This is a genomic window from Methanococcoides mangrovi, from assembly GCF_052057775.1.
GTDB lineage: Archaea > Halobacteriota > Methanosarcinia > Methanosarcinales > Methanosarcinaceae > Methanococcoides.
The window spans coordinates 815,832-828,454 of the sequence record NZ_CP195121.1 but is presented as its reverse complement, the minus strand read 5'-3'; the positions used below and the strand labels follow the sequence as shown (position 1 = coordinate 828,454).

Sequence of the window (12,623 nt, the reverse complement as noted above, 5' to 3'; positions counted from 1 at the left end):
GTTAGCAGGAAATTGCATACAGAACATAGGAAGGTGAGAAACATTACTTCTATTGACCAACAGATCGAGGAAACAAAGAAGGAACTTGAGGAGATGCTTGCATACCCTGATGAGAAGCTTGTCGATATAATCATGGAAGTGGGTTTCGAATGTGACCTCTGCGGCAGGTGCTGCACCAGAGAGTTCAATGATCATGTATTCCTCCTCGACAGGGATACCGAAGTCATGAAAAACATCGACACGAACCTAATAGAACCTGCACCTTACTATGAGTTCTGTGACCAGAACGGCCGTTTCTATGTATCGGGATATGCACTGAGAACAAAGGAGGACGGGAGCTGTATAATGCTTGAGGATCAAAGATGCACCATCTATGACAGAAGACTTACTATCTGTCGCCTTTACCCTTACATGCTCCACAGGGAAACGGACGATGAGGGTAATCTGGACTGGAGGCAGATATCGGGCCTCAACAAACACGGATGCTACCACACGGAGGTATCGGAAGACGAGGCAAGGATCATTGCCGCTGACACAAAAGCATATGAGGAAGCATACCTTCGCCAGCAGATCAGATTCCTCCGGAAGATAAAGGAACACTTCGAAAAGAACAAGCTTCGCCACGTCAAATCGGTCTATGACAAAATGATGCGTGCTTTCAACAAAGGCGAAGAGATAGAAGTTTACGTATTTTACAAGGATGGGCTTGAGCTCAATAGAATTTCAGGTGATAACTGAATAACCTTTACTTACTTGTTCCAATTACCGTTAAGTTTGCCATCCCTCGCCATCTTGCCAAGTATCTTGTGGACCGAATCGGATATCGGTGCAGGAACTATGTTCTCATAGGGAGTGGACGGCAGGGGTGTAAGGTAATGAGCTCTCACTTTGCCACCTTTTCCGGATATCCACTTTATCTGCTTAAGTGTGCTCTGCTGGTCCTCTTCAGTCTCATCCGGGAAGCCGAATATGAAATCCACCACCGGGATGATCTCGTGCTCAAAACAGCGTTCAACTGCAACTGAAACGTCCTCTGAAGTGTGACCACGAAGCATTTCCTTCAGTATCCTGTCACTGCCGGACTGGGCACCCAGGCTGAGCGTCCTGTTGCTACAGTATTTGTCCACCAGGTCCAGCCCTTCATGGGTCACGAATTCCGGACGGACCTCTGAGGGGAAAGTGCCGAAGTATATATTTTTACCTTCCATCGAATGCAACCGCGAAAGCAGTCTCTCCACCTTATCGAATTGAGGGTGCACACCATTGCTGCCATAGGCGAAGGCATTCGAGGAAGTGAATCGAAGGTCATTGTAGTGTTTTGCGAAACTTTCTATTGAATCAATGCTCCTGTGCCTCATCTTATTGCCAAACAGCCTTGGGGTCTGACAGTATTTGCATTGCCATGGACACCCCCTGCTGATCTCGAGGGGGGCACGAATACCTTCCGGATCAAAGCAGGGATATTTGTCAAGGTCCACAGGATCACGTTTTCCGGTGTAGACAACATTCCCTTCCCTGCGATATGCAATACCCCTTACATCAGAAGGATCGTTACCTGCCTGAAGGGCCCTTACAAGTTCCGGAAGCGTTTCCTCACCTTCACCAATCACAACATAATCAAAGTGCTCAAGGGTCTCCTCCACAGAACCGGAAGGGTGTGGCCCTCCTGCAATATAGACGGAATCTGTTGTGGAACCGTCGACCTCTGAAAATACGGATTCTTTCTGCCTTGTGGGAAAACTGTATATCATGATGCCATCTTGAGGCTTTTTCACAATGCTGTTGCCAGGTATAAGCGGAAGAAGAGCCGCAAGGCTGTAAGTGTTCTTCTGCATCCACCTGAAACAAACATCCATAGATCTGACCTCAATTCACTACAAGAGTTAACGGCACCAGTGTGAAGCACATGATACCCAGTATAAATGTGAGAATTCCAAGTGCCATCCTCCTTTTGTCAAGCATGATCTCATCATTTAAGGGTTTTGGATGGCCTGCCATGGCAAACAACAAAAGGAAAAATGACCAGAAGAGCCAGATCCCTCCATTCTGCTCAAGTACATAGATCACATACAATGCAAGACCTCCCAGTACTAAAGGCATCGTGAGGGATACTTTCCTTGCATTCTCACCCAGCATGGCACGCATCATGTGACCACCATCAAGCTGACCGGATGGCAACAGGTTCAGAACTGTCACCAGCATACCAACCCATCCTGCAAATGCCACCGGATGCATCATCTCTGAAGAGCTTCCCATAACCCGGGAGATCGCATCGAACAGAAGCGGGGTCTGGATATCTATCATGATCGTTCCAGGGTCCCCACTGAACTCTACAGGTGGCAGCGAGAGACCTATGATCGTTACGATCACGGAAGCTATTATACCCACGATAGGCCCTGCAACCGCCACATCGAAGAGTGCCCTGCGGTTAGGGATGATACCCCTGTGCTTTATAACGGCACCCATGGTACCGATAAAACTGGGAAAAGGAATGAAATACGGAAGAGAGGTACGCAAACCATGTTTTTTTGCAGCCAGGTAGTGACCCATCTCATGGGAACCCAGTACGAACATTATCGCAAGGGTGAAGGGCAAGCCTTTCCAGAAATCCCCGGGGTTGTTGAATATATCAACACCGAACATAGCCGCACCAGCGAACATGGTCGTGAAAACGGTAGCTATTGCCAGCGCCACGTTGATCCAGATACGCTCAGGGACCTGCTTTATGGGGGAAGCTATCAGCACATCCTCGCCAAGTTCGGACCTGATCTCCAAACGGTAACCTTTTGCTGCAAACAATCCCCAGAGTGCATTGTGGATGGATCTCCTGTCAACTAACGGGACGCCATAAAAATAGATATCACCATCTGAATATCCCACCTCATAGGCTTTGAAAAGGGGATGGACATTTTGATAGAGTTCCATGATGGAAGCCTCTATCTGTGCCTCATCCAGATGGTCGGGAGCTGATCGATCTTTGTCCATTATTCACAATTATAAATTATTTATCAAGGATCTCAATGTATCCTTTGCTACTGTCAACCTTTACATGATCCCCATCTGAAAGAACAGCATAGGGGTCTTCTTCCAGCCTGTCAACCAGAGGAATGCCTGATATAATGGCACCGACCGCTACTATCGGTTCGGAATCAATATTTATCATGGCTGCAGGTGCTACATTGTTCTTTTTCAGCTGGTAGATCACATAGGAACCAACAGTGGAACCCTTTCCATGAGGGAATACCAGCACCTTGTCCTTGATGCACTTACCCTCGATGGCATGTGAAGGGTCAACAACGATACCGGTCTTCGGGTCAACGTTACCTAAGAATGAGAGGGCATCGGCTGAGAGGAGGACCTCACCTTCTGCAACACCCCTTGCAATAGTACGGCATTTGATCTTAATTGCCACCACCTACCTTGTTGATGCATTCTTCAAGACTGCCGATCTTTGCGGCAACCTTGCACATTCCCGGGACATAAGCAAGCGCTTTTCCGGAGTTTACCATCATACAATTATGACCTTCAGTGGCAGGAGACACGACCATGCATGTGTCACAGAGCACTTTTGCACCGCTCTGCTCGATCTGTTTCACAAGATCGGCATTCCTCTCGGCAACTTCCCTTGAAGTACATACCCACATTTCCTTTTCGATAGCCTTGTTCTCCAGGAGCTTGGCGATCTCTTCAAGTTCATCCGCAGAACAATGAGGGCAACCCACGGCAGTGATATCACATTCCAGGTCATCGTTACCGCCAATGATCTCTTCATATACCTCGTCGATCTGGCTGCGTTCAATGACAATGTTCTCGGCAGGTCTCTCAAAGCCAACCTTCTGTGCTTCAGGAGTTATGTCCTCAATATGATACAATGCGACTGCACCGGATGCTGCCATTGCCGCACCCAGTGCCTTGAGGTTATCAGATGAAGGGGTTGAGGCCATGTAGAAGATAGGAACCCTGTTCCCGACATCTTTACCTGCAAGATAGCCCAGTGCACCGTAATCAGAGCCTGAAAGTTCGCATTCCACAGTTATTGAGATCGTGGGAACACGGTTCTCATCAAGATGGTAGCCGTAGTTCGCGGTCTTACCCACAAGTGCAGCTGAAAGTGCGGACGGACCTCCTTCACGGTTGGTACGTGCACCTATCACTGAATTTGCGTAGGAGACAGCAGAGGACTCGCTCCATGCAAGGTGGTCGCCATAAGTGGCTGAAAAGCCTTCGAGATAATACGGTGTGCAGGTGCACATGGAACGGATGCCAAGGCTTTCGTATGCCTTGATGACCTCGATCTGCTTCTCAGCAAAATCCGGTTCGATCCCCATGTCCTGCCAGCGCTGCATGTCCATACCTGCAGGGTTCAGTATGGAAGGCACCTTCACCTTGCCATTTAGGTCAGAGATCCATTCAAGTCCTGCATCCCCTATGGTCTTATAGGATACTCCTGCTATCTGTGCGCTCTTGACAGGTATCAGGCTGTCAGCACCGTAGATATCACCAAGTGCTACGAGGATCTCCATTGCCTTCTGCAGGGTCTCCCCATCCTCACCGTTCAGGGTGCGCTCTTCTTCTTTTGTAAGATACATATTAATTTCCGCTTAAAGTGCTTAGATTACTTAAATTGCTTAGCCTGCCTGGCCTAAAACATTATTCCGGCATCTTTGCACGTTCAAAGTTCTCTTTCTCTGCAAGGACTTTCGTTGCATCGATACCCACTTTTGTGGTCGTTCCGTCAGGTGCGCCTCTTGGGTCAAGTGAACTGCCGCGCACGTTCGGGATTATCATCATGTCAGAGTCGCCTTTCACACGTGTTGCAATGGCGAACTCCACATCCTGCATGTCAAAGATGTCAATGTCCTCATCCACGATCACGACGTGCTTGAGACTTGTGTGCGCTGCAAATGCAGCCATGATGGCGTTCTTGGCGTCACCTTCGGTCTGCTTCTCGATCTGGACAACAGCGTGCAGGTAGCAGCAGCCACCTTCGGTGAGCACGACGTTCTTTACTGTGGTTACCTCTGAAACCGCATTGTAGATCTTCGGCTCATATGGCACACCCATCATAAGTAGATGTTCAGGACCTGCCGGCAAAATGCCATGGTAGATAGGATCACGCCTGTGCATGATCCTGGTGATGCGGATCACCGGTTCCTTGCGGACAAGGTCGTATGTTCCTGTGATGTCCACGAAAGGACCTTCGTCCACCCTTTCCACAGGATCGATGAAACCTTCCAGAATGATCTCTGCGTGTGGTACCCGGACACCGTTCTCACATTCGAAAAGCTCCACAGGTGCGCCGCGAAGGGCTGCTGCATACTCAAATTCCTTTCCTGCAGGCACACGAGTGGTGGAAGCAAAAGTAATGGCCGGGTCTGCACCAAGTACAATGGCCACTGGAAGTGGTTCATTGTTCCCGCATGCATTCTTGTGAAGGACAAAAGTGTGGCGCGGCGGGACAAGCCTTGCTGCAAGCTTATCCTTTCCGACAAGCATCAGCCTGTGAATGGATGCATTCATCATCCCGTCATATTCAGATACCACGACACCTGCAGTGATGTAAGGTCCGCCATCCTTCTCGAAGTGTGTCATTATAGGCAGCTTCGTAAGATCGATATCCTCAGTTATGACCTCCTGTGTTGGGGATGAATCTACGATCTTCACTTCCCCGTCCGGACGAACTTCAGAAAGCCTCTGGATAATACCATCCTTTGGCACACCGAACATGTCAGCAAGCTCATCCCTGGAACCAAGAAGATTCATGATGGCCTTTTGTCCGTCAATATCATGGAAAAGTACCGGACCATTGCTCCTTTTTGCAATTCGTGGTGCTTCGAATATCTTCGAAACCGGATCAGTGACCTCAACAAGCCTGCCGCTTGCCCTTAAATGATCGATAAAATCTCTGAAACTCATTGTATCGATATAGTAAAAAATGTCTCTCGATAAATACATTGTCGTCTTTTTTCGTAGAGACTCCAACCTAAATTGGAAAAGCTGCCTTCAGGAAAAGACACTGCCCCCATCGGTTATAAGAATGGGTTTGGGAATCAGAGCTAAAGGAAGCCTGTGACAGGAGCATTCTGAAGACAGCGGATAAAAGCACTCCTCGAGTGCCCGTCATACTATAAAAAAGTAATGCTTTTGAAAATGAAAACATGTAAAAGTTGCACAGATCTACGAGCATGAAAAGGAGACGCTCCCAACGGTGATGAAAATGAGTTTGGGAATCAGAACTAAAGGAAGCCTGATGGGAGCATTTGGAAACACACTTAAATCTCTTCATAGAAAACGATCATGAAATGAATAAGGATGTTTTTGAATAATGTATGTTATCTAAAAAATATTAATGTATGGACCTGTCTCCGGATTATAACCGTATGAAAATATAATGTTATTATTGTTCGAGAGGGTGCGCTGTAAAATTGAAGATATACCAAAATGAAAAATAATGATGAAAAGAAGATGCACCCATCTTAGAGCAATCGGTTGGAAAGGAACTATGATGGGAGCGGTTGTAACACAACCTCTACAAGCCCTTATAGCATAAATAGTAATCGTACTGAGTTAGATAAGCTATTCAAATAGATAATAATAAGTGATGGAACTCAACTATCAATCCAGATCCAAAGACTCATTTATCCTGTGCAATGCATCTGCCACTATCATCTGGACATCGGTCATATGTTCATCAGAGACTTCACCATTCTCAATCTCGATCAGTTTTTCAAGGTCACCAACGATGCCGTGGATCATCCGGATCATCTCTTCCTTACTAATGAGACCTGCATAATAGGCATAAAAGAAAGTCGTTCCGCTGCGCTGGACCTTATGCTTGAAAGCTGCATGCGCATTGGAGACCTCCTGTCTGGTGTAAGGCTCATCCACAAAAGGAACAAGATCAGGAAGGTTCTGACCTATCCAGGTCATTTCAGAGCGGTTCGAAAGGTTCTTGAAATCCGCACATAAGCGAGCAATTATCCATTCACGTGCAGTAAGGTGAGTGGTCTTTTTCAAAAAGCGAGTCACATCAGAGTAACTCTTGTTTTCCAGTTTCTTGAACTTCTCGTACTTGTTCATTGTATCCCCTCATGAACTATACAGACTAAAGTATTGCAACCAAATAAATACTTCCCTGTAATGATACCACATTCGACTATTGAAAAAACGATTTGTTCTGTTAGAGGCCATATTTTCCTAAAGAACCTGATTAATGTAGTCATCTTTCACTTACATATTCATGCGATTACACTCTGTTGTCCTGAAAGATATATTCAGACGGAAGAACAAACTGATAATAGCCGTATTGGGAGTTATCGTTGCAGCATCTGCTATTGTAGCAGTGGTCACGACATTTTCCGCTGCAACTGAGAGCCTATATGAAGAATCGACCAATTTTGGAGCTAATATAATAGTTAGACCCCAGACCGACTCGATCCCCCTGATAGCCGGATCCACATCACTTGGGTCCATATCTACCGGTGAGAACTATATTGAACAATCCGATATCCCAAAAATACAAACCATCGAGAACAGTGCCAATCTTGCCGTAGTAGCACCGCGACTTTATGGGGTTGCAGGATTGGGAGAGGAAAATATCATTGTGATGGGAGTGGATATCGAGCAGGAGAAGATCCTCAAGTCATGGTGGAACGTAAACGGAGAATGGCTTACTGACCCCGAAGGTCTGGAAGTCCTCCTGGGACAGGACATAGCAACCCCACTTGGACTCAGTGTCGGCTCGATAATCCCACTTGAGAAAAATGGGATCACCATGGAGTTCGAAGTGAAAGGGATCATTGAAAGCACCGGTGGCGAAGAGGATGGTTACATCATAATGCCGCTGATTACATCCCAGAAGCTCCTTGACAAGGAAGGAAAGGTCAGCAGTATTGAGATCCGTGCATTGTGTAATGATTGCCCGGTCTCAGAAATGAGCCGCCAGATCGAAGGAGTGCTACCCGGCATTGAGGCAAGGGCAATGAGCCAGATCGTACAAAGTGAGATGGCCATGATAGACCACACCCGTAATTCTGCCATGGCAGTTTCATTTATAACCCTGCTTGTAAGCACACTGACGGTTGCCTCGACCATGCTTGCATCCGTGAACGAGAAGATAAAAGAGATCGGGATCATGCGTGCTATTGGAGCAAGTGACCACCAGGTCATGACAATGCTCTTCATAGAAGGGGCGCTGATAGGAATTATAGGAGGCAGCATAGGATTTTTTGCCGGAAGCCTGGCATCCTATTCAATTGCCCCCTTATTGGGCTTTGCTGAACCATCCATGATGTGGGCACTCCTACCCCTGGCAGCCGGAATATCCGTAATTATAGGACTTATCGCATCGATCCTTCCTGCAAAACGTGCCCTGAAGATAGATCCTGCGGAGGTGCTTAGAAGTGTCTGACATAACGATTCAAGCCAGAGGAATTAAAAAGAGCTACAGGATCGGAGCCGATGATGTAGAAGTGCTGCATGGTATTGATCTGGAAATTGAGAATGGAGAATTTGTTTCAATAATGGGTCAGTCCGGATCGGGAAAGACCACCCTCATGAACCTTATAGGAATGCTTGACAGGCCGACAGAAGGAAGCATACTCATAGACGGAGTGGATGTGACCGGCAGGTCCCAGAAAGAGCTGGTGGAGCTCAGGAGAAGGACGGTTGGCTTTGTTTTCCAGCAGTTCCACCTGATCCCTTCTCTTACAGCGTATGAGAACGTTGCATTACCCCTCGTTTTTGCAGGAGAGAAGGAACATAGCATGATAACTGAGGCTCTTGAAAGGGTGAACCTCTCGCACAGGCATGACCACAAGCCATCAGAACTTAGTGGTGGAGAACAGCAAAGGGTTGCAATAGCCAGAGCTCTGGTGATGAGACCGAAGATACTCCTTGCAGACGAACCCACAGGAGCACTGGATAAAGAGACAGGAGAGATGATCATCTCACTACTGAGATCCCTCAAAGAGAAAATGACAGTTGTAATGGTAACACACAATCACGATCTTGCTGCGATGTCAGACAGGATCATCAGTTTACAGGACGGAAAGATAAAGGAATGATCTTATGAAATCGAAATTAGCAGTATACATAGTACTAGTTGCAGTTGCGGTAGTTTTTGCTGCCGGTTGCGTCGATGATGGAGCTCAGGCAACAACCCCGGTGAACCCGGTTTCTGCCACATGGATAGAACCACAGGTCATTGATGATACTGTTGTGGTCCCTGCTCAGACCATAAGAGAGAACATTAATACGCACTTCAAGGTGGAAACAGCTGCAGGAGAGATCGCAGTAATGGCTTATACTCTCGGGGACGAGATCGTGGTCCGTTCCAATGTTTGCCCTCCATGCGGATCGATCGGGTTCAGCCTTCAGGAGGAGCTACTAATCTGTGATTCCTGCGGTACAACCTTTGATGCTGGAACAGGGCAGGGAATTCGGGGAGCATGTGTAGATTATCCGAAAGAGAACATACCCTATGCAGAATCAGAAGGAAATATCATGATCGGGCTCAATGATATTGTTGTAGCTCACATGAACACGATACAAAGAGGATGAATACCCCATTCTCTATTTATTTTTTGATACTCCCTATAAAATCAACGAATTCAACAATCCAATATCTTAAATACGTTTAGTGATTACCAAAAATCATATGAAACTATTACTACCGACAGACGGTTCAACTTATTCAGAAAATGCTGCAATGGTTGCAGGCAGGATCGCAAAGAAACATAATGCAGAGATAGTAATAGTCCATGTCGTGGAGGACAAAGGCCTTGGAAGGAAATCATGGCGTGAAACAGGTGCAGAACAGGTCATTACGTCAATAAAGGAAAAACTGATCTCAATGGGGTGTGAAGCATCAAAGCTCCACGCAGAGATCGTGGACGGACATGCACCGGAAAAGATCGTCAAGACTGCCAGGATGCATAAGGTTGACAGGATAATCATCGGAACCAGCGGACATACGGGTATCAAGAAGATCATGGGGTCGGTCACACAGAAAGTGCTCCAGATATCTGATACACTTGTTCTTGTTGTCCCCCCTGATTACAAAGTAGAGGCATGATCAACGATACAATCACTGAGATTGAGAAAAGCAACTACACACCTTTGCGAACTTACGGCTCAACATATTCACCTATAACTTTTTTCCCGGCAAGGACATCATCCATGGAAAAGACCTCCAGGTTGTATATACCCTTGTAACCTTTGAGTTCCTTTAAGACAGAATAATCAATATTACCGCTTCCCGGAGCCATGTGCTCGTCACCGTCATAATTTGAGGTCCAGAAGCCGTAGTTGTCATGAAGGTGCACGTGAACCACATGTTCCGAGATGGTCTTTACAAAAGCGGCCAGCTTTTGAGGGTCACCGCCGCATGTGAGGTTTGCATGACCTACGTCAAAAGTGACACCGAGATTAGGGGAATTGACGGCATCAACGACGCTTAAGAGCTCTTGAGCTTCACAGCAGAGATTTCCGGGATCGGTCGCTTCCTTGTTCTCAAGACCGAGCATTACGTTGTTCTCGGCTGCAAATGCAGAAAGCCTTTCAAGGTTGGAGATCATCCTTTTCAGAGAAGCTTCCCTGTCATCGCCAACCCTTCCGGGATGAAGTACCACTGCTTTTGTACCAAGTCTGCCTGCAAGTTCTATACATTCCTCCATCAAAGAGAAATGTGGCTTGTCCATTGAAGCGGTGTCCACAACAAGTTCTTTGGGATAGGTAGGGACGTCCGCAAAATAGTGTGCATGCATGGATGTCCGGAGGTCACATGTTGAGAGTTCGTCCAGCACCATTTTAAGTCTGTCCTTCTGAAGTTTTGAACCTTCATAGACACCAAGTTTTGGCATATAGAGCTCAACCGACTGTACATGATCATCCAGTTCCTTTAGCCCGCCTGCAAAGGAAGAAGCACCTATCATCATACCAATTAGAACGAAAATAGAATATAATAACTATTTTGGTCAGGCACGAACAAACCAAAATCCTTATCTAAAGTCAACAGATAAGGAAACTTCAATGAAGCTGTATGTACCACATGTCGGTCATTTTGAAGGACTTGAGGAGCTTTTGAACGGTTCTGATAACATATACGCAGTCTATATGGCAGGCTCTCCTGACTATATCGGCACCGGCAGGACAAACCTGAGCGCACCGAAGCTCGACGAGATAGCAGAGCAGACCGAGTACGCACATTCAAAAGGTGTGAAGATGGAGATCGTGCTGAACAGCTCCTGTATGGGAGGACAGCAACTCACCCCTGAAGGCTACCGCGCCATTGACTGGTATTTCGACAAGCTGAACAGCATCGGAATAGATTCAATTACCGTTGCAGACCCTTTCCTTGTTGAAATGCTGGCAAAGGAATATGACATCGACGTGGTTGTATCAGTGCTTTCATTCGTGGATACACCTCAAAAGGCAGAGTTCTATGAACAACTGGGAGCCACTACCATAGTGGTGGACCCGGCGGTCAACAGACATTTCGACAAACTTGAGGCGATCAGGGATACGGTCTCTTGCAAGCTCAAGCTGCTTGTGAACGAGGCATGCCTTTACCAGTGTCCTTTCAGGTACGCTCACTTCAATTTCTTCTCACATGCAAACGGACCGGGGCCAAAGCCGAACGTCCTCGACGATTACTATTACTATAAATGCCTTTCCCTGAGGATAAAGGACCCCCAGCAGATAATAAAGTCACCATGGATCAGACCGGAAGATCTCAAAGAGTACAAGCACATTACTGATACATTCAAGATCGGAGGTCGTACTCATTTCGTGAACTGGATCCTCAACAACGTGGAGGCATACGCTAATGAGAGCTATGACGGTAACCTCATAGACCTGCTGGACAGCATAAAGGACCTCCGTGACACTTTTTACATACCGAACAGTGAGCTGGAAGGTGCCATCGAGCAATGGAAAAAATGCGACAAAGTTTGCCATAAATGCGGCTACTGTAAGCGCCTTGCGGAAAAGGTCATATATATATATTCCGGAAGTGGAGAAGACATCCGGAAAATCCCACTGGGAACAATAGGAGATAGAAAATGAGCATGACACAAGAGCTGCTAAGAGCACGCACATCCCTGGAAACGAACCTTAGGGAACTTTTAGGAGTACCTGTGTTCCTGATAGAAATGGATGCCTTTGCACTCCCATGCGGATGCGGAGGGGTCACTATCAACACCAGGGGACTGCAACTGGATGACCTTGAAATATTCGAGGAGCACATACTCAAGTACCTTACAGATGCAGTGACATCACTTGAAATAGAACCAACTTTTCTTTTTGCACGCCTTATACCAGGTACTGCAGAGGTTGCTTCGATCAATTCACGTATGCTTTGCAACAGCTGCTACATGGACTTCGGAAGGGGAAGCGGAAAGCAGCCAAGACCTGACATTTATATTATGAGATTTGACAGAAAGGAATGAAATTTTCTCCTGTCAGTAACCTCTTTTTTCAGTAACGTTCCGAAAGGTTTATGAAGGATTTTAGATAATCCCCACCATCTTACGTTAGTCTATGCCATTTTCAAAGACATATGGCTGAATTATCGAAGGAAGTGCATTACTTTCGCACTTATCGAATTAGAACTATAAGGAGGA

14 protein-coding genes are annotated in these 12,623 nt (G+C 46.6%); 7 read left to right on the top strand and 7 right to left on the bottom strand.

All coding sequences use genetic code 11. The features are described 5' to 3' along the window. The first annotated feature begins 33 nt into the window (after positions 1-33). Complete coding sequence (locus ACR3I3_RS04170; RefSeq protein ID WP_440953309.1) at positions 34-738, top strand: YkgJ family cysteine cluster protein; 705 nt, start codon at positions 34-36, stop codon at positions 736-738. A gap of 11 nt (positions 739-749) precedes the next feature. Here ACR3I3_RS04170 and ACR3I3_RS04165 read toward each other — a convergent pair whose 3' ends face one another. From ACR3I3_RS04165 to ACR3I3_RS04140, 6 genes are all read right to left on the bottom strand, one after another. Continuing rightward, positions 750-1,856, bottom strand: coding sequence for a TIGR04013 family B12-binding domain/radical SAM domain-containing protein (locus ACR3I3_RS04165; RefSeq protein ID WP_440953308.1), 1,107 nt, complete (start codon positions 1,854-1,856; stop codon positions 750-752). 10 nt (positions 1,857-1,866) lie between these two features. Beyond that, entirely contained in the window at positions 1,867-2,985 is a 1,119-nt protein-coding gene (locus tag ACR3I3_RS04160) for a site-2 protease family protein (protein ID WP_440953307.1), read from the bottom strand. 16 nt (positions 2,986-3,001) lie between these two features. After that, positions 3,002-3,415, bottom strand: a complete 414-nt coding sequence (locus tag ACR3I3_RS04155; protein ID WP_440953306.1) for a DUF126 domain-containing protein — start codon at positions 3,413-3,415, stop codon at positions 3,002-3,004. Next, positions 3,402-4,589 carry an aconitase X gene (locus ACR3I3_RS04150; protein WP_440953305.1) on the bottom strand — a complete coding sequence of 396 codons (1,188 nt, stop codon included), beginning with the start codon at positions 4,587-4,589 and terminating at the stop codon, positions 3,402-3,404. The genes ACR3I3_RS04155 and ACR3I3_RS04150 overlap by 14 nt, the downstream gene beginning before the upstream one ends. Before the next feature lie 61 nt (positions 4,590-4,650). Beyond that, positions 4,651-5,916 carry a UbiD family decarboxylase gene (locus tag ACR3I3_RS04145; protein WP_440953304.1) on the bottom strand — a complete coding sequence of 422 codons (1,266 nt, stop codon included), beginning with the start codon at positions 5,914-5,916 and terminating at the stop codon, positions 4,651-4,653. Positions 5,917-6,615: 699 nt separating this feature from the next. Next, entirely contained in the window at positions 6,616-7,080 is a 465-nt protein-coding gene (locus ACR3I3_RS04140; protein ID WP_440953303.1) for a DUF5806 family protein, read from the bottom strand. 160 nt (positions 7,081-7,240) lie between these two features. On the opposite strand from ACR3I3_RS04140, the gene ACR3I3_RS04135 reads away from it, so the two are divergent. The 4 genes from ACR3I3_RS04135 (at position 7,241) to ACR3I3_RS04120 (ending at position 10,075) form a co-directional block, all read left to right on the top strand. Then, on the top strand, positions 7,241-8,410 hold the full coding sequence (locus ACR3I3_RS04135; protein WP_440953302.1) for an ABC transporter permease: 1,170 nt from the start codon (positions 7,241-7,243) through the stop codon (positions 8,408-8,410). Then, a complete protein-coding gene (locus tag ACR3I3_RS04130; RefSeq protein WP_440953301.1) occupies positions 8,403-9,065 on the top strand; it encodes an ABC transporter ATP-binding protein in 663 nt (220 codons plus the stop codon). Before ACR3I3_RS04135 ends, ACR3I3_RS04130 begins: the two co-directional genes overlap by 8 nt. Before the next feature lie 4 nt (positions 9,066-9,069). After that, positions 9,070-9,561, top strand: coding sequence for a Fe-S-containing protein (locus tag ACR3I3_RS04125; RefSeq protein WP_440953300.1), 492 nt, complete (start codon positions 9,070-9,072; stop codon positions 9,559-9,561). Positions 9,562-9,658: 97 nt separating this feature from the next. Next, complete coding sequence (locus tag ACR3I3_RS04120) at positions 9,659-10,075, top strand: universal stress protein (protein WP_440953299.1); 417 nt, start codon at positions 9,659-9,661, stop codon at positions 10,073-10,075. A 52-nt stretch (positions 10,076-10,127) separates the two neighbouring features. On the opposite strand, the gene ACR3I3_RS04115 is transcribed toward ACR3I3_RS04120, so the two are convergent. After that, positions 10,128-10,937, bottom strand: coding sequence for a sugar phosphate isomerase/epimerase family protein (locus tag ACR3I3_RS04115; protein WP_440953298.1), 810 nt, complete (start codon positions 10,935-10,937; stop codon positions 10,128-10,130). A gap of 94 nt (positions 10,938-11,031) precedes the next feature. Between ACR3I3_RS04115 and ACR3I3_RS04110 the strand changes: the two genes are divergently transcribed. Together ACR3I3_RS04110 and ACR3I3_RS04105 are read left to right on the top strand one after the other, a co-directional pair. Further along, the gene (locus tag ACR3I3_RS04110; RefSeq protein WP_440953297.1) at positions 11,032-12,066 is read left to right on the top strand and encodes a U32 family peptidase; all 1,035 of its coding nucleotides are present in this window, start codon (positions 11,032-11,034) and stop codon (positions 12,064-12,066) included. Continuing rightward, positions 12,063-12,449, top strand: a complete 387-nt coding sequence (locus ACR3I3_RS04105) for a DUF5402 family protein (protein ID WP_440953296.1) — start codon at positions 12,063-12,065, stop codon at positions 12,447-12,449. Before ACR3I3_RS04110 ends, ACR3I3_RS04105 begins: the two co-directional genes overlap by 4 nt. Positions 12,450-12,623: the final 174 nt, after the last annotated feature.

Coding starts and splice junctions, on each gene's coding strand:
- ACR3I3_RS04120 (WP_440953299.1), top strand. CDS start 9,659: ATGAAACTATTACTACCGACAGACGGTTCAACTTATTCAGAAAATGCT.
- ACR3I3_RS04145 (WP_440953304.1), bottom strand. CDS start 5,916: ATGAGTTTCAGAGATTTTATCGATCATTTAAGGGCAAGCGGCAGGCTT.
- ACR3I3_RS04165 (WP_440953308.1), bottom strand. CDS start 1,856: ATGGATGTTTGTTTCAGGTGGATGCAGAAGAACACTTACAGCCTTGCG.
- ACR3I3_RS04150 (WP_440953305.1), bottom strand. CDS start 4,589: ATGTATCTTACAAAAGAAGAAGAGCGCACCCTGAACGGTGAGGATGGG.
- ACR3I3_RS04135 (WP_440953302.1), top strand. CDS start 7,241: ATGCGATTACACTCTGTTGTCCTGAAAGATATATTCAGACGGAAGAAC.
- ACR3I3_RS04105 (WP_440953296.1), top strand. CDS start 12,063: ATGAGCATGACACAAGAGCTGCTAAGAGCACGCACATCCCTGGAAACG.
- ACR3I3_RS04160 (WP_440953307.1), bottom strand. CDS start 2,985: ATGGACAAAGATCGATCAGCTCCCGACCATCTGGATGAGGCACAGATA.
- ACR3I3_RS04115 (WP_440953298.1), bottom strand. CDS start 10,937: ATGATGATAGGTGCTTCTTCCTTTGCAGGCGGGCTAAAGGAACTGGAT.
- ACR3I3_RS04140 (WP_440953303.1), bottom strand. CDS start 7,080: ATGAACAAGTACGAGAAGTTCAAGAAACTGGAAAACAAGAGTTACTCT.
- ACR3I3_RS04125 (WP_440953300.1), top strand. CDS start 9,070: ATGAAATCGAAATTAGCAGTATACATAGTACTAGTTGCAGTTGCGGTA.
- ACR3I3_RS04110 (WP_440953297.1), top strand. CDS start 11,032: ATGAAGCTGTATGTACCACATGTCGGTCATTTTGAAGGACTTGAGGAG.